This is a genomic window from Mesorhizobium sp. M1066 (assembly GCF_040318635.1).
GTDB lineage: Bacteria > Pseudomonadota > Alphaproteobacteria > Rhizobiales > Rhizobiaceae > Mesorhizobium.
Genome location: NZ_JAMYMR010000010.1, coordinates 49,029 through 68,642 on the forward strand (window position 1 = coordinate 49,029; position 19,614 = coordinate 68,642).

16 protein-coding genes and 1 pseudogene are annotated in these 19,614 nt (G+C 59.2%); 9 read left to right on the forward strand and 8 right to left on the reverse strand.

Features of this window, described 5'->3' with window-relative positions; all coding sequences use genetic code 11:
• Window positions 1-419: 419 nt before the first annotated feature.
• From NKH52_RS15940 to NKH52_RS15970, 7 genes are all read left to right on the forward strand, one after another.
• Window positions 420-1,742: an HlyD family secretion protein gene (locus tag NKH52_RS15940; protein ID WP_352732034.1), complete on the forward strand. Its 1,323-nt coding sequence runs from the start codon at window positions 420-422 to the stop codon at window positions 1,740-1,742.
• The gene (locus tag NKH52_RS15945) at window positions 1,739-3,325 is read left to right on the forward strand and encodes a DHA2 family efflux MFS transporter permease subunit (RefSeq protein ID WP_352732032.1); all 1,587 of its coding nucleotides are present in this window, start codon (window positions 1,739-1,741) and stop codon (window positions 3,323-3,325) included. Before NKH52_RS15940 ends, NKH52_RS15945 begins: the two co-directional genes overlap by 4 nt.
• 2 nt (window positions 3,326-3,327) lie before the next feature.
• Entirely contained in the window at window positions 3,328-4,866 is a 1,539-nt protein-coding gene (locus NKH52_RS15950) for an efflux transporter outer membrane subunit (RefSeq protein WP_352732030.1), read from the forward strand.
• A 292-nt stretch (window positions 4,867-5,158) separates the two neighbouring features.
• Window positions 5,159-6,094, forward strand: coding sequence for a lactate/malate family dehydrogenase (locus NKH52_RS15955; RefSeq protein WP_352732028.1), 936 nt, complete (start codon window positions 5,159-5,161; stop codon window positions 6,092-6,094).
• Between the two features lie 175 nt (window positions 6,095-6,269).
• Window positions 6,270-7,448, forward strand: a complete 1,179-nt coding sequence (locus NKH52_RS15960; RefSeq protein WP_352732026.1) for a sensor histidine kinase — start codon at window positions 6,270-6,272, stop codon at window positions 7,446-7,448.
• Window positions 7,445-7,900 (forward strand): response regulator, encoded by a 456-nt coding sequence (locus tag NKH52_RS15965; RefSeq protein WP_352732024.1) that lies wholly within the window; start codon window positions 7,445-7,447, stop codon window positions 7,898-7,900. The genes NKH52_RS15960 and NKH52_RS15965 overlap by 4 nt, the downstream gene beginning before the upstream one ends.
• Complete coding sequence (locus tag NKH52_RS15970; RefSeq protein WP_352732022.1) at window positions 7,897-9,036, forward strand: ATP-binding protein; 1,140 nt, start codon at window positions 7,897-7,899, stop codon at window positions 9,034-9,036. The genes NKH52_RS15965 and NKH52_RS15970 overlap by 4 nt, the downstream gene beginning before the upstream one ends.
• Window positions 9,037-9,273: 237 nt before the next feature.
• Here NKH52_RS15970 and NKH52_RS15975 read toward each other — a convergent pair whose 3' ends face one another.
• The 8 genes and pseudogenes from NKH52_RS15975 to NKH52_RS16010 form a co-directional block, all read right to left on the reverse strand.
• Window positions 9,274-9,570 carry a hypothetical protein gene (locus tag NKH52_RS15975; protein WP_352732020.1) on the reverse strand — a complete coding sequence of 99 codons (297 nt, stop codon included), beginning with the start codon at window positions 9,568-9,570 and terminating at the stop codon, window positions 9,274-9,276.
• Between the two features lie 107 nt (window positions 9,571-9,677).
• The gene (locus tag NKH52_RS15980) at window positions 9,678-10,094 is read right to left on the reverse strand and encodes a hypothetical protein (protein WP_352732018.1); all 417 of its coding nucleotides are present in this window, start codon (window positions 10,092-10,094) and stop codon (window positions 9,678-9,680) included.
• A gap of 829 nt (window positions 10,095-10,923) precedes the next feature.
• Window positions 10,924-12,126: a formaldehyde dehydrogenase, glutathione-independent gene (fdhA, locus tag NKH52_RS15985; protein ID WP_352732016.1), complete on the reverse strand. Its 1,203-nt coding sequence runs from the start codon at window positions 12,124-12,126 to the stop codon at window positions 10,924-10,926.
• Window positions 12,127-12,376: 250 nt separating this feature from the next.
• On the reverse strand, window positions 12,377-13,267 hold the full coding sequence (rpoH, locus tag NKH52_RS15990; protein WP_352732014.1) for an RNA polymerase sigma factor RpoH: 891 nt from the start codon (window positions 13,265-13,267) through the stop codon (window positions 12,377-12,379).
• 204 nt (window positions 13,268-13,471) lie between these two features.
• Window positions 13,472-13,840: a response regulator transcription factor gene (locus tag NKH52_RS15995; RefSeq protein WP_352732013.1), complete on the reverse strand. Its 369-nt coding sequence runs from the start codon at window positions 13,838-13,840 to the stop codon at window positions 13,472-13,474.
• A 117-nt stretch (window positions 13,841-13,957) separates the two neighbouring features.
• Window positions 13,958-14,626 (reverse strand): response regulator transcription factor, encoded by a 669-nt coding sequence (locus tag NKH52_RS16000; protein ID WP_352732011.1) that lies wholly within the window; start codon window positions 14,624-14,626, stop codon window positions 13,958-13,960.
• On the reverse strand, window positions 14,623-16,020 hold the full coding sequence (locus NKH52_RS16005; RefSeq protein ID WP_352732009.1) for a sensor histidine kinase: 1,398 nt from the start codon (window positions 16,018-16,020) through the stop codon (window positions 14,623-14,625). Before NKH52_RS16005 ends, NKH52_RS16000 begins: the two co-directional genes overlap by 4 nt.
• 300 nt (window positions 16,021-16,320) lie before the next feature.
• Window positions 16,321-16,571: pseudogene (locus NKH52_RS16010) on the reverse strand (HD domain-containing protein); the annotation flags it as partial.
• 363 nt (window positions 16,572-16,934) lie between these two features.
• On the opposite strand from NKH52_RS16010, the gene NKH52_RS16015 reads away from it, so the two are divergent.
• On the forward strand, window positions 16,935-18,407 hold the full coding sequence (locus tag NKH52_RS16015) for a catalase (protein WP_352732006.1): 1,473 nt from the start codon (window positions 16,935-16,937) through the stop codon (window positions 18,405-18,407).
• Between the two features lie 117 nt (window positions 18,408-18,524).
• Window positions 18,525-19,262 carry an MIP/aquaporin family protein gene (locus NKH52_RS16020; RefSeq protein WP_352732004.1) on the forward strand — a complete coding sequence of 246 codons (738 nt, stop codon included), beginning with the start codon at window positions 18,525-18,527 and terminating at the stop codon, window positions 19,260-19,262.
• Window positions 19,263-19,614 lie beyond the last annotated feature (352 nt).

Consider the following 19,614-nt stretch of genomic DNA (forward strand, 5'->3'; position numbering starts at 1 on the left):
ATTTCCATATTCGCACGCCAAACCCGAGCATGTGACGCGTGCAGAGGCAGTGTCTGAGGAAAACTTTGTTGCTCGTTGTGAATTACTCTGGCGTGTCCGAGCAAATGCATCGGCGAAGACTAAGTCTTCGCTACAAACCAACGTATGAGCCTTTCAGACTTATACTCCATTCTCCTATACCTCTGTCGGATGGATCACGTGGTCTGTGGCCCTTTAACGTGGGTGGAAGGAGAGAGACAGCCAGTTGCCCGAATAACGGATTGATTCTCAGCGTTAGCTCGTGATCGCTGGTTCCAGGATGGCAATCCGGCTTCAGCCGAGGGCTCGCCAGGGTCCCGCGAGTCGACAGCGGTCGTGCCAGGGGAAAGCGGCGACATCGGGAAAACGTCTCAAGTCAGTTCACATGAAAGAGGCGTCCGATGTCCCAAACGGCCAGCATCACTCCCCTCCGCCAAGTCAATGGCGAGTCCAAGCGGCTGGCAGCAAGCGCCCCTACGCGCGAAATCGCGGCGGGCACAAAAACGCTTGTTACCGATGCTCGCGTTGCCAATCGCACTATTTCCATAACTGCCGATAGCCGCCCTGGCGAAGGCGATTCCGAACAGCAAGGGCCTGGCAGCCTGCTGCCTGGTGGGGAGAAGCCTGAGGCGACCGTCGAGAGTGCGCAGCACGAGCGCGGACCAGGCGGTTCAGACACAGGACACCGAGGGCGCAAGCCGGCTGTCTTCATCGTCGGTTTTGTTGTCGTGGCTGTCCTCGCCCTCAGCGGGTTCTACTACTGGTATTCGAACCTCAACCTGGTGAGCACGGATGACGCCTATACTGATGGGCGGGTTGTCACCCTCGCGCCGCAGGTTTCGGGCCTCGTCGTGTCGCTTGACGTGACGGACAACCAATATGTCCACAAGGGTGATCCGCTGATCCATATTGATCCGCGCTCTTACACGATCGATCAGAATCGGGGGCAGGGCGCGCTCGACAGCGCCAAGGCGCAAGCTACAGGGCAACGGCTCTTGGCCGAAATCGCCCGCAGGAATTTCCCCGCCCTGTATCAACAGGCCCAGGCCCAATTGCTGACGGCACAGGCCAATCTGACCAAGGCACAGGCCGATTACGACCGTCAGAGCAGTCTGCCGAAGGCCGCGACAACACAGCAAGAGGTCGACGCGGCATTGGCCGCGCTGCGCCAGAGCAAAGCACAAGCTACGCAAGCCGAAGCCCAGGTCCAACTGAGCTCACCGGTCGAGCAGCACATCGGCCAGAGTGATGCGCAGGTCGAACAACTGAACGGGCAAGTCGAGCAGGCTCAAGCGCAACTTGACCAAGCAGCGCTCAATCTCTCCTGGACGGTCGTGAGGGCGCCGCAGGATGGCTGGATAACCCGGCGCAACGTCGAAATGGGCAACTACGTGACGCCTGGGCAGCAGATTTTCTCAATCGTTTCACCAGACGTCTGGGTCACAGCCAACTTCAAGGAAAACCAGCTTGATGGTCTGCGGCCAGGCCAGAGCGTGAAGATCGACGTGGATGGCTATCCAGAACTCAACCTGCATGGCCATGTCGACAGTATTCAGATGGGATCCGGTTCGAAGTTCACCGCCTTCCCGCCCGAAAACGCCACCGGCAATTTCGTGAAGATCGTTCAACGCGTGCCGGTCAAGATCGTGATCGACCGCGGGCTCGATCCCAAGGTCCCGCTACCGCTCGGGATATCGGTGGTTCCGATGGTAACGGTTCGATGAGCAACCCTACAGTCGACGAGGGCTCGACCTGGAAGCCCCGTTACAATCCCTGGCTCATTGCGGTTTCGGTGACTCTTGCCGCATTCATGGAAGTTCTCGATACCACGATCGTCAATGTTGCCTTGCCGCACATCGCGGGCAGTTTGTCGGCGAGCAATGACGAGGCGACCTGGGCGCTCACCTCTTACCTGGTAGCAAACGGGATCGTGCTGACCATTTCTGGCTGGCTGAGCAATTTTTTCGGGCGCAAACGTTACTTTCTGATCTGCATCACCATGTTCACGGTGTTCTCGTTCTTGTGCGGAACGTCGACCAGTCTGGGCGAACTGATCGTTTTCCGGTTGCTGCAGGGTTTCTTCGGCGGCGGCCTGCAACCAAACCAGCAGTCGATCATCCTGGATACGTTTCCGCCGGCCAGGCGCGCGGCCGCATTCGGCGTCACGGCGATCGCCACCGTCGTCGCCCCGGTCCTTGGTCCGACACTGGGCGGCATCATCACCGATCAGTCGACCTGGCGCTGGATCTTCTTCATCAATGTGCCCGTCGGCATCCTCGCGGTTGTTTTGAATTCGATACTCGTTGAGGATCCGCCGTGGGTGAAAAACAGGAAGAGCCGGGGGCTCGACTATGTTGGCCTGTCGCTCATCACGCTTGGTCTCGGATCCCTACAGATCATGATGGACCGCGGCACAGACGACGATTGGTTCGGTTCGTCCTTCATCGTGGTCGTGGCGCTTCTCGCCTTCCTGGGGATCGCGGGCGCGATCGGCTGGCTGCTGATTGCCAAGAAACCGATCGTCAATCTCGACGTGTTCAAGGATAGGAATTTCGCCGCCGGCTGCGCGATGATCGCGGCGATGGGCAGCATACTCTATGCCAGCGCCGTCGTGATTCCGCAGCTCGCGCAACAGGTTCTCGGCTATACCGCAACCTGGGCGGGGCTCATTCTTTCTCCGGGCGGCCTTATTGTCATCGTCCTCATTCCATTGGTTGGCCGTCTCATGACAATCGTCCAGACGCGGTTCGTCGTGGCAGCCGGTTTTTTTGTGATGGGATGCGCGCTCTTCTTCTCGAGCCATCTGGCACCAAACATCGATTTCCCGACGCTCGTGCTGATGCGTAGCTGGCAGGCTGCCGCGCTCGCGTTTCTGTTCGTACCGATCAGCACGACCACCTATCTCACTTTGCCGCGCGAACTGAGCGGCGATGCGGCGGCCCTCTTTTCGATGGTCCGCAACGTATCCGGGTCGATAGGGATTTCTGTCGCAACTTCGATGGTCACAGAGCGGAGTCAGATCCGGCAGTCCTATCTATCGGAATGGGCCTCATCCTTTCACCAACCCTACAATGCGCTGGTGGATCAATACGAACGTGCGTTGATCGCGACCGGGCATGCCGCAGCATCGGTGCATGGCGTGGCGGTAGGAAAGGTCTACCAGACTTTTCGGACGCAAGTTGCCGTTCTCGCTTATTCGGACGTCTTTCTGTTCTTCTCCTTCGTCGCCTTCCTCACCGTTCCCTTCTGCTTCCTTCTGTCAGGGAAGAGGGCCGCCGGTGGCGTGGGCGCCAGCCACGTGGATTGATCATGGGCCATAAATTAAGCACTCTGGCACTGATTTCCAGCACGTTCGCGTTGACAGCTTGTACCGTGGGGCCTGACTTTGTCCGGCCGGATTCGGCGCTGCCGAAACGCTGGTTTGCCACCAGTGCTGCAGCGGCGAATTCTGCGGGATCGGGCACGGCGGTTCTCGAGCCCGTCGACCCCGCCTGGTGGCAGGCCTTTCACGACGCGACGCTTACCTCGCTCGTGCGGCGCCTTGCGGACGCCAACCTCGATGTGCAAACTGCGACCGTCCGGCTCGCGGAAAGCCGTTTTCAGCGCGGTGCCGTGGCCTCCGCCCAACTGCCCAGCCTGAATGGCAGCGCTAGGTACCAACATCAAAATCTTAGCGATGTGAGTGCCAAAGGCACCCTGATCGACAGTCTGCTTGGTTCGCCGAACAGCACCATTTCTTCCGCAAAGCCGGACAACCTGTTTACCAGTGGCTTCGATGTATCATGGGAGCTCGATCTTTGGGGGCATGTCCGCCGTCAGGTCGAAGCGGCGGATGCGCAAGTTCAGTCTTCGGAGGAACAGCGGCGCGACGCGCTGCTCTCGAGCCTCGCCGAAACCGCACGCGACTATATCCAGCTGCGTGGGACGCAGACCTTGATCAGGATTACCAATGACAATCTGAAAATTGAGCGGGACATTTTGCAGCTGACGCAAACGCGTCAGCAGAAGGGCTTGACGACCAGTCTGGACGTCGAGAACGCCGCAGCGCAGGTCGAAGCCGTTCGTGCCCAGTTGCCCAGCCTGGAACAGCAGGAAGCGCAGCAGATCAACGCGTTGAGCTTTCTGCTCGGCCTGCCTCCGGATGCGCTGCGCGGCGAACTCGCCACTGGGAAACAAGTGGTGCCGAGGCCTGCCCGGATTCCGATTGGCATTCCCTCCGAGCTGGCGCGGCGGCGCCCGGATATCCGCGCCGCGGAAGCCCAGCTTCACGCAGCCACCGCCGACATCGGAGTGGCGGTCGCCGAGTTCTATCCATCCCTCCAATTGAATGGGTCGGTGGGCTTCGACGCCCTCAAGGTCGCGAGCCAGTTGACGGCCCACGCGATTCCGACCAGTGTCGGGCCGAGCATTTCGATACCAATCTTCGAGGGTGGCCGGCTGAAGGCGACGTTGCAGCTTCGCAAGGCGCAACAGGTGGAAGCGGCGATCGCCTATCACAGGACGGTGCTGGAAGCCTGGCACGAGGTTGTAAATGCCCTCGTCGCCTACCGGACAGAACGGCAGCGTAGCGCCCGGTTGGCCATGCAGGTTCAGCATCTGCGGCAAGCCTTGTCGCTGGCCCGTGACCGCTACAATGACGGGGTCACCGAGTTCACGACCGTGCTCGACACCGCACGCATACTGCTTCAGGCCGAACAGGATCATGCGCAGAGCACGACCAACATCTCGATCAATCTCGTCCAACTGTACAAAGCGCTCGGTGGCGGGTGGGAATTGACATACCCGAGCGCGCCGCCCGAACCATCGGTCAGCGCTCAAGGACGTTCAAGAGCAACAGAACCGACATGACCATGTCGATGCCTGTTGCGACGCGCAGTGCTGGAAGCCGGCGAGAGGTCAATTCATGTATCTCATCACGAGTTGATAGCGATAAAATCTCGACGCCGATCTTTGGTGAATTGGCATTCGCGAATACGAAGGTCCAGCTGTTGTCAAGGTCGAAGGACAAGGCACAAAAACGCAACATATCGCCAATCGGGGCAACGCCGAAAAAGAATTGCTGCCGATCTCGGGTGCAAATGGGAACGGACCAGTTTGCTGCGTGTTGGACCACCGTTGCGGAACGATATGGGAGCTGCTCATGAAGATCGGCATTGTCGGTGTGGGAGGGGTCGGCACGGCATGTGCCTTGGCCTCAATTATGCGTGGTGTGACACGTGAGATCGTGCTGCTCAATCGGAACAGCAAGCGCGCCGAAGCGGTCGCAACCGACATGCGCTACGGAACGCCACTCTCACCAATTACTGAAATCCGTGCCGGCGATTATGAAGATCTGGCCGGTGCCGCCCTGATCATGATTACCGCGGGCGTCAACGAGAAGACCGGAGGCGCCATCGACCGCAACGATCCGACCGGGAGGCTCAAGCTGCTCGACCAGAATGTCAGAGTCTATGAAGAGATCGTGCCTAGGATCGCAAAGGCATCGCCAAACGCCGTGCTGCTCGTTGTAACCGATCCTCCCGACCCGCTCGCGGATCACGTCCGGCGCCTCGCGGGCCACGAGCGTGTGCTGAGCACGGGCACCTACCTCGACAGCCTCCGGTTTCGCGTGCATCTTGCCCGCGAACTCGGCGTCAGTCCGACTTCCGTCGAAGCCCTCGTGGTGGGAGAGCACGGCACCTCCCAAGTATTCCTGTGGTCATCCGCCCGAGTTGCCGGGTCCCTGATCCTGGAGGCGATCGAACGGCGCGGTCTCAGCCGTGAGGACTTCCGCAAGCGCATCGAGGCAGACGTGCGCTACGCTAACATCACCATTATCGAGGGCATCGGCGCCAGCCAGTACGGGATCGGCATGGTTTCTGCCCGCATCGCCGAAATAGTCCTGAGCGATGAACGGGCCGTCATCCCCATTGGCAGCTATCATGAGGCTTACGGCGCGACGTTGTCGCTGCCAAGCATCGTCGGATGCCAAGGCATCATCGACGTGATCGAACCGGACATGTGGGATGATGAGCGGCAGGCTCTGCGGCGAAGCGGCGAGACGATCAGGAAGGCAGAGATGCACGTGGTTCGCTGAGGCTGGTCCTCGCGCGCGGACAAGAGCCGCCGTTGGTCAGCCGATGCAGCGCGTTGCAGCCGCGTCTGCAACGACCATGCTGGCATGGTCGACGCTTGCTCCTTATCGGGGTTCGACTGGCAGGCTATAGTCGCCGGGGCGCAGAAGGCTCACAGATGTCGGAGTGAGGCAAGCCGTGGAGCACGCTAACCCAAAGCTGTCGAGAGGCCTCGCACTCATCATGCGGTATGGCTTCTCGGTTGTTTGCGTTGGAATTGCCGTTGGGCCGGCGTTGGCCTTCCAGCACTACGGGCTGCGCGACTTGGAGCTGCCGATTTTTGAACTGGCGATCGTCATGATCGCCTGGTACGCTGGACTTGGCCCCTCCGTTGTCGCCGTCGTACTGACCATGGCGTGCTTCGATTATTTCTTCCTGGAGCCCCTTTACTCTTTCGATTTTTCTACCCGAGATCTGCCGTACTTGGTCCTCCTCCTGGGATGGGCGGGAATTGTCGCTTCGTTCGTCAACCTCCGCCGTCGCATCGAGAGCGATCTGCGCCACGCCCGCGACACCCTTCAGCTCGAGGTGGAGCAGCGCAAGCACCGCGAGAACGACATTCGAGGTCTCAATCAGGAACTCGCCAAGCGGGCCTCAGAGCTCGAAGCGAGCAACGGGGAATTGGAGTCGTTTGCCTATTCCGTCTCCCACGACCTGCGCGCGCCGCTTCGCCATTCGGCCGGCTATGCGGAGCTGCTGCAGAAGCACGCGTCTGGCCTGGATGAGAAGAGTCGGAGATACATACAGACGATTCTCGCCTCATCAAAACGAATGGGCAACCTGATCGACGATCTGCTGGCGTTTTCCAGGATCGGCCGGGCCGAGACTAACAGGAGGCTCGTAAGCCTGCAGCAGCTTGTCGACGAGGTCGTGACGGAGATCGGCGAGGAGACGAGAGGGCGAGACATTGTGTGGAAGATCGATGCACTTCCGGTTTGCCACGGTGACCGCTCCATGCTGAGACTGGTTGTCGTCAACCTGGTTTCCAACGCGATCAAGTTCACGAGCATGCGCACGCAGGCCCAAATCGAGATCGGCTGCGTTGACGGGCATAAGGACGAAGTAGAGGTGTTCTTCAGGGACAATGGCGCAGGCTTTGACATGCAATATGTGGACAAATTGTTCGGCGTCTTTCAACGTCTGCACCTGCCCGAGGATTTTGAGGGTACGGGAATAGGGCTGGCCATCGTTCAGCGCATCATCCACCGGCACGGCGGGAGGGTCCGGGCCGAAGGAGCGGTGGACCAAGGCGCGACCTTCTATTTCTCGCTGCCCACGGCCCAGGATACAGCGAAGGGGGAGGCAAACACGCCATGAGCCTGTTGGGACGCATTCTACTGGTAGAGGACGATCCAAGCGACGTGGAACTTACTCTGGAAGCGCTGGCGGAATACAATCTGGCTAATGAGGTGACGGTTGCGCGTGACGGAGAAATAGCTTTGGATTATCTCCATCGCCGCGGGGAGTTCAAAGGTCGCCCGGACGAAAACCCCGCCGTCATGCTCCTTGATCTGAAACTCCCCAAAGTCGATGGATTGGAGGTCTTGAAGCAGGTCAAGTCGGACGAGCACCTGAGAATGATACCAGTGGTGGTGCTCACGTCGTCCCAGGAGGAAAAGGACATGATGAGAAGCTACAAACTCGGGGTGAACGCTTATGTCGTAAAGCCGGTCGACTTTCACGAATTCATCAATGCGATAAAGGAACTCGGCGTCTTCTGGGGTATCGTCAATCAGCCACCACCAGGCAGCATGAAGAAGGTGACATGACCTCTGCGTGCCGAATTCTGTTGCTGGAGGACAACACGAGTGACGCGGAACTCATTCAAGAGGTCCTTCAAGCGGAGCATTTCGACTGTGAAATAACCCGGGTGCAAACTCGTGTCGAGTTCATCACAGCCCTTGAAGGTAACAAGATCGACCTGATTCTGGCGGATTACAAACTCCCATCGTTCGATGGGCTTTCGGCCCTGAAGCTTGCGTTGAGCGCCGTGCCCGATCTGCCCTTCATCTTTGTCTCTGGCACGCTTGGCGAAGAAGTGGCAATCGAGGCGCTCAAGATCGGAGCCACCGACTATGTTCTGAAGATGCGCCTATCAAGGCTCGTACCCTCGGTGCGGCGTGCGATGCGCGAGGCCCGAGAAAAGGCCGAACGCATAAAGGCCGAGGAGGCGCTGCACGCGGCCCAGGCCGAACTCGCGCATGTCAATCGTATCACGACCATGGGCCTACTGACGGCTTCGATTGCTCATGAGGTCAACCAGCCGATCGCCGCGGCGGTCACCAACGCCGATGCCGCCCTGGTCTGGCTCGGGCGCGATCCTCCAGATCTGGAGGAGGTCCGACAAGCCCTCGTTTCCATCAAAAGGGATGCCAATCGAGCCGGCAATGTCATCGGCCGCATCCGCGCCCTCATCAGGAATGTACCGCCCGTACACGGCCAACTGGACATCAACGAAGCAATCCTCGAGGTCATTGCTCTGGCCCGCGGCGAAGTGGCAAAGAACCGCGTGTCGGTCAAGACGCAGCTCACTGACGACTTGCCAACCGTTCAAGGTGATCGGGTCCGACTGCAGCAATTGATCCTGAACCTGATTGTCAACGCCATGGAAGCGATGGACGATGTCAGCGAGGAGGCGCGGGCATTGCTGGTCAGCACCAGTAAAACCGGGCCGAGCGACGTGATCGTCGCGGTGCGGGACACAGGCCCTGGCCTGCCCGTGGAAGGCTTCGATCGTATCTTCGAGGCCTTTTACACGACCAAGCCCACTGGCATGGGCATAGGACTTTCGGTCTGCAAGTCGATCGTTGAAGCTCACGGTGGGCGGCTTTGGGCTATGCCGAACACGCCCCGAGGCGCTGTCTTTCAATTCACGTTGCCGGCACAACACGACAGTGCTTCCTAGGCGTAGCGGTCTGTTCACCGACTTAAATCAGGCCGTAGTTCCGACAACCGCCACAAGGATCTTGTGGTTTTGGTCTCATGGGGTTCGAACCGGACCGAAGGGATTTTTCCCGGTGGTAGACAGGGGCTTGCCCGTTGAACCACATGGAGACTGCGCGGTCTTCCGTTCACCAGTCGGGGACCGCACCCCTTCAATCCAAACCACTCTAATTGGCCAAACCACCCTAATTGGATTGGATCATGGGCAAGAGTGCCACATTCCGTTGGCTCCGTAGTAGCTTGAGTTTACAGCATCAAACGAGCAGTAAGCAGCATCGGTATCGTAGTTCCACCAAGACTGGTAGTTATATGCTGGATCACTAAAAAAGACCTTGCGGTGCGGGTGTTTCGGCTGGCGGTTGCCAATGCCGATATCGCTAAAGTCCATTGTATGGCCATCACCACCACCGCTGCGCGCCATGGAGACCGTGGCTGAGCCAGTCGCCAGCATTACACCCAAAGCGAACGTCGCCAGGATTGTTGTTGATTTTTTCACGATACACTCCTAAAGATTGAATACTTCCGGAATTGTTGAAAGCTAAATTTATATAGGGAAAGATATCTGTCTCTGAATAGTACGTTTGGTTGAGATATATATCTCTTCTAGCTATACATATGGCTGGTTGACTGCATCGCGGCGCTGATGACGCATCCTAAATCCAGGTCAAAGTCACAGTTCGGCAGGCGTGCAAGCAAGACCTTTTCGAGACTCGAATCCGGCCCCCACCTGCTGTGGAGCCCGGATTCGATGAGGCTGCGGTAATCACGGGCAGTATGAGAAAAGCCCTTGATATTCGTAATATGGGTAACCGCAGTAGCCGTCACCATAGAAGTCACTGCCGTAACCGCGGCCCCTTCTGAACCCATGACCGCCGACATGACCGTTGCCGCCACGGACGCCGGCGCCGATGCTTGCGGCGCGGCCGCTAAAGCCGCCAAAGCCTCCGCCGTGACCACCACCACCCATGCTTTCGCTATGACCGCCGCCACCAAAGCCAGCGCCGTGGCCTCCGCCGCCATGACCGCCACCGCCACCGCCGCGTGCCATCGAGACGGTCGCCGTGCCTGTTGCCAGCATTGCGCCCAGGGCGATCGTCGCCAATATTGTCGTTGATCTTTTCATAATACACTCCTATGGTTTGGGCTCTCTTTGGTTTTGAAAGCCACACTTATTTAGATACAGGAGGTATTTCTCGGTATAATACGCTTATTTGATATACATATATCTTGTAATTATATTTATTTCTTGTTGATTGCATCGCGGTACCGGCAGATGCACCCTACGGGCTAGATGCGATGGTAGATCTCGGCCGCAAGGTATCCTGCTCCGACCAGAGCAGGATCCGACGTCTCGCAACGGATCGCCCGACACGGACGCAGTAGCTTATGAGCGGCCCAAGACGTTTCGTGATTCTGCAGTGCCGCGTTCGGGCATCCGGCGAGCCAGCGCGGGTTCAACATCATTCAGCATTCATCATTCAGATTACGATGCGTGGATGCATGGCGGCGCTTGCTGCTGGGCATCTCGGCGGCTATGCCCTTCCAGGCGCCCGGCATCACGTGGGACGGCACGCCCCGATGCAGGCGTCCACGTAGCTGATCATTGCTTCATTCGCCGATGTTGCATGACCGGTGCACCAGGAGGTTGGAAACACAAGCGCTTGCGGCGAGGAACACTGCGGCATGGCTGTGGATCACAGGTTAGGTCTCACAAAATCGCCACTCGTCGGGTGCGGCGCTCAGCTTCTCTCAGTCGATACTCGTGGGCATTGTGAGTTGGCGCGAGCGGTAAGCCGGCCATCGCGTTGGCTCGTTGCGAGCTTGTCGATCATCGAAGCCGTTTCCGAGCTCAAGCTACCTTTGCGATTTCCCCGTGCGGGTCGATGACAAACTTGTTCGCGATGCCGGCGTCGAAGGACTTATAGCCCTCCGGCGCCTGTTCGAGGGTAATCACCTTGACATTGACGATGTTTGCGATCGGCAGCCTGTCCCACAAGATCGCCTGCATGAGCTGCCGATTGTACTTGATGACCGGAGTCTGTCCGGTGTGGAGACTATGGGATTTTGCCCAGCCGAGACCCAGGCGAAGGCTGAGATTGCCAAGCTTGGCTGCCTTCTCCTTTGCTCCAGGATCTTCAGTCACATACAGACCGGGGATGCCGATGGCGCCGGCCGGGCGGGTGACCTCCATGAGGCTATTCAGCACGACAGCAGGCGCTTCGACGACATGGCCATTGCCGCTGTACCCCTTGGCCTCGAACCCGACGCAGTCGATGGCGCTATCGACCTCCGGGACGCCGAGGACATCAGCGACGAGTTCGCCCAGCCGATCGTGTCTGGAGAGGTCGATCGGCTCGAAGCCGACCTTCTTGGCGTGCGCGAGCCGCTCCCGGTTCATGTCACCGATCAGCACGACAGCGGCGCCGAGGATGCGCGCGGCTGCGGCGGCCGCCAGCCCGACCGGCCCCGCCCCAGCGACGTACACGGTTGACCCGACACCGACCTTGGCGGTGATTGCACCGTGGAAACCCGTGGGCAGAATATCGGACAGGCAGGTTAGGTCGCGGATCTTTTCCATCGCCTGTGCCTTGTCCGGAAACTTCAGCAGGTTGAAATCGGCATAGGGCACCATGACGTACTCGGCCTGCCCACCGATCCATCCGCCCATGTCGACATATCCGTATGCGCCGCCGGCGCGATCGGAATTGACGTGAAGGCAGACCCCAGTATCGCCCTCGCGGCAGGTGCGGCAGCGTCCGCACGCCACGTTGAAGGGGACCGACACTAGATCGCCAACCTCGAGATACTCGACGTCGCGGCCCTTCTCGATCACCTCGCCGGTAATCTCATGGCCCAGCACCATGCCGGCCGGCGCGGTGGTGCGGCCACGAACCATGTGTTGGTCGGAGCCACAGATGTTGGTCGAAACGACCTTGAGAATGACACCGTGATCGATCTCCTTCCCTGCTGGATTGCGGAAAGTTGGAAAATCGATCTTTCGGACTTCGACCTTGCCGGGTTCGAGATACGCGACTCCGCGATTGCTGGCCATGTCGAACTCCTGCACACTCAGATTGTCGTGGCAGGGTCACACACAGGGGCCAGAATTGCTGTGCAGAAATTGCCCGGTGTTGCTTGCCCTTGCGGCCTTTTCGGATTCGCGGGCTAGAGAACCGCAGCATTGATCCGACAGCTCTTTCGTAAGCTTGAGAGCGGGAAATGCAGGCGCCTCTTCCTTGGCACGAGCGAGCCCGCAGCCGACCCGCTCCCCCTCCTGTCATTGGCACTATCGTCCACCTACTTCACGCTGACAGCGCCTGGGTTTCGGCGCGCTTCGCATAGACGACCTTTACTGCAGTTTGCAATTTTTCGAAGGCGCGCATCTCAATCTGGCGCACCCGCTCGCGCGAAATGCAGAATTCGCTGGAGAGATCTGCCAAACTCCTCGGGTTATCTGCAAGCCTACGCGCTTCAAGGATGCGCCGCTCGCGTGCGTTGAGCACGCCAAGCGAGTCGATAAGCGCCCTATGCCGGCTGGAGTCCTCCTCGACCTGAACGAGTTTGTACTCCTGGTTGTCCTCGCCCTCGACCAGCAAATCTTGCCATTCGCCTTCGGCCTGACCTCGCAATGGCGAGTTGAGCGACGCGTCCCCGCCCATGCGGCTGTTCATGTAGACAACTTCCTGCTCGGTCACGCCAAGACTGGTTGCGATCAGCTCCACCTGATCTGGATGCAGGTCACCATCGTTAAGCGCCGAGATGCGAGCCTTGAGACGGCGCAAATTGAAGAACAGCTTCTTTTGATTGGGTGTCGTGCCCATCTTCACCAGTGACCAGGAGCGCAGGACATATTCCCGAATAGACGCCTTGATCCACCACATGGCATAGGTCGCTAGACGAAGGCCGCGCTCCGGTTCGAACCGATCGACCGCCTTGATCAGGCCGATGCTGCCCTCTGATATTACCTCCGAGATTGGCAACCCATACCCGCGGTAACGCATCGCAACCTTGGCAACGAGGCGAAGATGCGACACCACCAGTTGGTGAGCGGCCTCCGGGTCGTTGTGCTCGCGCCAGCGTTTCGCCAGTGCTTGTTCCTGCTCCGGCGTCAGCATAGGGAGATGTTTGATCTTTTCGAGATAGCGGCTAAGCCCGCCTTCGCCTGCCAAGATTGTTGTTGCTGCGCGTTGCATGAAGTACTCCTTACTTACTCCGCACGAGATCCATTATCTACTGACAACCATAGGTGCTTGATATTCGCCTCCTGTTCGATGCGGCAATTGTTTGCCGCTCTGTTCGCTCGACGACCGGACGAGTACTCGGGTATCACGATTGATAGGTAGTATTGATGTGGCGCATTTGTTCACTGCGCACACGGTCTCTGCGTTTAGCGCGAACTAGGTTCCAAGTGCCGAATCGATACACCTGATCAAGGCCTGGCTATCGAACGGCTTGCCAAAGAAGCCGATGGCGCCCGTTTCCTGAGCACGCTTCCGGACACGTTCTTCGGGGAAGGCGGTGATCAAAATGATCGGTATCTGATAGCCATGTGCGATCAAATGGTCTTGCAACTCTATTCCCGTCATTCCGGGCATCTGGATATCGCAGATCAAGCATGACGTATCTTCCAGGATGGGTGATCTCAGAAAATCCTCCGCCGACTCGAATGCAGTTGCGATGAGGCCCAGCGATCTAGCGAGGCCTGCAGTTGCAAATCGAACGGATTCATCGTCATCGATGATCGAGATCACCGTGTTTCGGATCAATGGACTGTTCCTTGGTACTCGCCGATGATCCGCGCATTGCTGTTTCAACGACTGTTTCTAGGCGATATATTGCGCCTTTGGTCGTGAAAGAGAAAGTTATACAGAAGTGTGACAAACCTATTTCTTGGGAGCAGTTATCCTAAGGGCGGCCGCCATTCTCACCAAGTCGGCTAACGTTCTGGCGCCCATTTTTTTCATCAGGCGACCCCGATGGATTTTCACGGTGATTTCGCTCAGCTGCAGCTCGCCAGCGATTTGCTTGTTCATCAATCCAGTCGCGACAAACGCCATCACCTCGCGCTCCCGGGGAGTGAGGGTGCGCAGAAGGGTCTGGAGTTCCGACAGCGCCCGGTCTCTCTCTCGTCGTTGCCTGTCGCGATCGAGAGCGCCGTTGACGGCATCCAGAATATCCTGATCTCGGAAGGGCTTGGTGAGGAAATCGACCGCGCCGGCTTTCATGGCTCTCACGGACATAGGAATGTCGCCATGGCCAGTCATGAAAATGATCGGAAGGTGAATGCCTGCGTTGCCCAACTGCGTTTGAAAGTCGAGCCCGCTCACCTCCGGCAGCCGGATATCGAGCACAAGGCAGCTTGGACCGTCGGGAAGCTGGCTGTTCAGCAACTCGGGAGCAGAACCGAAAAGCTGGCAACGCATACCAACAGATCGGAAGAGGCTGCTTAAGGCTTCGCGCAAGAACGCATCGTCTTCCACAACCAGGACAGTGGGAGGCACGATGCCGTTGTTGACTTGTTGCTGGGAGGCAAGGCCGGGACCTCGGATCATGACTCGGCATCCTTTTCGACGCGTGGCAGGGAAAATTGGAATATCGCGCCGCGGCCCGGATTGGGGACGACCCATACACCGCCTCCATGTGCCTCAACGATTGACCGGCAGATCGACAGCCCCATACCTATTCCGTTCGCCTTGGTGGTAAAGAAGGCCTTGAACAACTGCTGCGCATTATCGGGATCGATGCCCGGTCCCGAATCCTGGACCCTGACATTCGCTTGGTTTGATTCATCGATCGATGTCGTAACGGTAATCTCGCGTAAGTCGTTGTCGCTGGAGGTCATTGCCTGAATCCCGTTGATCAGGAGATTGATCAGGAGTTGTTGAAGCTGGATTCGGTCGCCAAGTGCAGGCACGGGCCGATTGGCCAGGTTTAGTTTCAGGGCGATGCGATTTGCAACGAGTTCACGCCGCAGCAACACGAGGGATTCGTTGACGATGTCGTTCAGGTCGACAAGAGACATCTCGATGTCGCCCTTCTTGGCCAGCGACCGAATTCGACGGACGATATCGCTGGCGCGCTTAGCGTCGGCGATACTGCGCCTCACCGCGCTGCGGACTTCATCCAGATCGGGCTTGTCGCGATCGACCCACCGCAGGCACGCCTCGCCGTTCAAAACGATGCCAGCAAGCGGCTGATTCACCTCGTGCGCGATCGAGGCCGTCAGTTCACCCAATGTGGTGAGGCGTGTCACATGGGCGAGGTCGGCCTGTGCGTTCAGGACTTCGGCTTCGGCCTGCCTGCGCTGTGATATGTCCGTATTCGTTTCGAGAACCGCCAGCGGTCTGCCATCGGCATCCTTCTTCAGCGACCAGCGGCTGGAAACGACAATGGCCGATCCATCCTGCTTCGTGTGCACGAGTTCGCCTTCCCATCGGTCGGACCTCAGCAACTCCCGATTGATTTCATCCAGGCTCGCTGGAAAGACCGTCTGCAAGAGCTGGTGGGTGGGCTTTCCGGCTGCGTATTCCGCAGACCAGCCATAGATGGCCTCAGCGCCACGATTCCAATAGGTGACCAGATCGTCCATGCTGCGCACGAAAATCGCATCATGCGTCAAATCGAGCAGTTGGGCCTTTTCGGATAGATCCGTCGAGGTCGACTGGTTCCTAAGGACAAGAAGGGTGGTAATGGCAATGGCCGCGATGCTCATGAGGCAGCGGCTGAGTGCGCCCCCGCTGGCGTCGATCCCGTGAACGAGCCAGAAGCTCAATAAGGTGAGCGCTACACAGGCGAGTGAGGACAAGACAATGCCACGCCTGCGCAAGGCGCCTGCTCCGAGCAGAGGAACGACCACATAAAGGACCGAGACATTCCCAGCAAATGGATCGATCGTATCGACAGCGAATATCCCGGCGGCCAGGAGGATGGCTAGGGGCGCCAGCAACCGCGAATTGCCGGATGCTCGCGGAGATAGTCTATGCCGCATAAGGTCTCTGCTCAGTTTCTGGTCGACGCTTGCGCTGCTGATCGACTCTCCGTGTCACCCGGTCTCAAAGTCCAACGTAAGCAACGAGATCCTTTTTTGCTTGTTCGAAATTGCGGTCGTCGGCGTCCGATTGCACCATTGTCGCAGCAACACCTCGCCGAGAGCCAATCTCGAGAGATTGAGCGACCCGCAAGCGTCCACGCGATCGCCGACGTGACTGGTTTCGGTCTGCTCGGGCATGGCTTCGAGATGCGGCCGCTTCAGGAAATCCCGCGCCGCATTGGCGCCGTCGACCTCGAAGCGTTCGTCGGCGCTGCTGTGGACTTTAGTCAGGCCCATGTCGTGGAACATCGCCCCGTATAGAGCAACTCCGGGTCGAATTTCAGGCCGCGATGTTCGCCCGCCAGCGCGCCAAACTGGTAGACCCGACTCGAATGATTGAAGAGCAACTCGGACCCGGTGTCGCGGACGATCTCCGTAATCTCGCGCGCAAGCTTACTGTCGGGAATCTGACGGCGGCAATGTGATTCAGGTCCCGCTTGGGATGCAGGTGGGTCTTGGTCGGGCTCATGGGGCCTAAGGCCGGTAAGGATCGGCGCGCGCTGTGCCGTTTGCTTTGTAGGCTTGGCGCACTGGAGCTGCTCGTCGGCCATTGTCGGACTTGTTGCAAGATTGCGCTCGCGGCATGCGGACGCAAAACCGCGACAATCGCAGCAACAGGGCCAAAGTCATTTCCAACTCCATAGACTAGGCTTTTTGGTCCCGGTGTTGTGGCCAATACACTTCGGTTGAGGACGATGCTGGGAGAACAAGGGTGACGCTGCCGCAGGTGGTCGCGTTGCTGGATTTCGATGTCTCACAGGAGGTTATTTATGACCGACCGCGTCCCGCCTATGACCCATGCCACTGGTTCGCCCGTGGTGGACAACACCAACATCCAGACGGCGGGACCGAGGGGGCCGGCGCTGCTCCAGGACATCTGGCTGATCGAGAAGCTGGCACATTTCGACCGTGAGGTGATTCCCGAACGCCGCATGCATGCAAAGGGTTGGGGCGCCCATGGCACCTTCACCGTCACCAAGGATATCTCCCGCTACACCAAGGCGAAGATATTTTCCGAGGTCGGCAAGCAGACGCCGATGCTGGTCCGCTTCTCGACGGTAGCGGGCGAGCGTGGCGCGGCGGATGCCGAGCGCGATATCCGCGGTACTGCCATGAAATTCTATACGGAGGAGGGCAATTGGGACATCGTCGGGAACAATACGCCCGTCTTCTTCTTTCGCGACCCGCTGCGCTTTTCGGACCTGAACCACGCGATCAAGCGCGATCCGCGCACCGGTCTGCGCTCGGCGGACAACAACTGGGATTTCTGGTCGCTCCTGCCGGAAGCGCTGCACCAGGTGACCGTTGTGATGTCCGACCGTGGCATTCCGCGAAGCTTCCGCCACATGCATCTCTTCGGCAGCCACACCTTCTCGATGATCAACGCCGCCAATGAACGCAACTGGGTCAAATTCCACTTCCGCTCGCAGCAGGGTATCGAGAACCTCACCGACGAGGAGGCGGCCGCGCTGGTCGCGAACGATCGCGAGAGCCACGGACGCGATCTGCTCAACGCCATCGACAGCGGCAATTTTCCGCGATGGACGTTGTCGATCCAGGTGATGAGCGAGGAGCAGGCCCAGACCCACAAGCACAATCCGTTCGACTTGACCAAGGTTTGGCCGAAGGCCGACTATCCGCTGATGGAGGTCGGTGTGATGGAGCTCAACCGCTATCCCGATAATTTCTTCGCGGAAATAGAGCAGGCGGCATTCTCGCCGGCCAACATCGTTCCCGGCATCGGCTTCTCGCCGGACAAGATGCTCCAGGGCCGGCTCTTCTCCTATGGCGATACCCAGCGATACCGGCTGGGCGTCAATTTCAACCACATCCCTGTAAATGCACCGAAGTGTCCGTTCCAAAGCTATCACCGCGATGGCGCGATGCGGACTGACGGCAACCTTGGTGCGACACCGACATATTGGCCCAACAGCAAGGGCACGTGGATCGACCGCAACCTGGCGCTGATCGACCCACCGCTGCCGATCGAGGGTAGCGCGACCTATTGGGACCATCGTGTTGATGACGACCACTATGAGCAACCCGGCAACCTGTTCAGGAAGATGAGCCCCGAGCAGCAGCGGCTTCTGTTCGAGAACACCGCCCGCGCCATGGGCGATGCGCGCCTTGAGGTCAAACAGCGCCATATTGCCAACTGTGCCAAAGCCGATCCCGCATACGGCGCCGGCGTTGCGAAGGCGGTGGGCGTGCCTTCCAACCAGCAGACGATGGCCGCCGAGTAACGCCCGCTCGCTTTGACGGCCGGCGCGCTCCTCCCGTGCCGCCGGCTCTCCCAGACAACTTAATGCGAGCGCCCCACGCCAATGCGAGCACTGCACGCTCGTCTCCGGAGATCAACCATGTCCAACCATGTTGCACCCAAGCTCCTTGCGGAGTTCATCGGCACCTTCTCGTTCGTCTTCATTGGAGCCGGCGCCGCGGCCGTGGTCGGCAGTGGTGTCGGCCTTCCCGGCATCGCCGCGATTGCCTTCGCCCACGGCCTGGCCATCATGGCCTTCGCTTTCGCCTACGGACCGGTGTCGGGGGGCCATTTTAACCCCGCCGTCACTGTAGGCGTGCTCCTCGCCGGAGCAATGCGCACCGGCGAGGCTGTCGGCTACATTGTCAGCCAGTTGGTTGGCGGTATCATCGGGGCGCTCCTGTTGCGGGCTGTGCTGGGCGGTGCGTCGACTGGCCTCGGCACACCTTCGCTCGCGCACGACCTCGCTCTGGGCGCCACGACCCTGACGGTCACGCCCTGGGCCGGCTTCGTGATCGAGGCCGTGCTCGCCTTTTTCCTGGTCACGGTCGTGCTAGCAACGGCGGTCGCGGGCCGCGCCGGCAACCTCGCGCCGCTGGCGATCGGCATGACCCTGACCCTCAACATCATCATGGGTGGGGCCCTCACGGGCGCCCCGTTCAACCCGGCACGGGCACTGGGCCCGATGGTCGCGACGGGCAATTTCAATGACGCCTGGCTTTATATGATAGCTCCGATCGTCGGCGCCATCATTGCCGCCATCGTGCATACCGGCTTGGCTCGGCTCGAACACGAGCCGGCGACGCCCGGGGCGCGGGCGCCGACGCCGGCCGAGTGAGCGTGCCGGCACTCATAGCTAACCCATCGCTTCGGGGCGTGCGCTCGCAACTCCGGAACGTGCCACTTGCAGAAATCTGGGGGGGGCGATTTGCAGGCTGCCTTCGATGCGTGCGCAAGAGAAGCGATAAGCAGATCGAAAGCCAGCCAGCACAAAGACGGAGGCACCCATGACCACGAAGACTCTCGTTCCGGCCAACCGGCCTTCGTTCCCGCCTGAGCACGTCACCCGGGCCGTCCCGGGTCACGCAATCGCGCCGTCGCACTGTCCGGTCAACCACGCGCTCGGCGGTTCACCACCCGACTATCTGAGTGCCAAACCGAACGTTCCGTCGCATCTCCCGAACGGAACA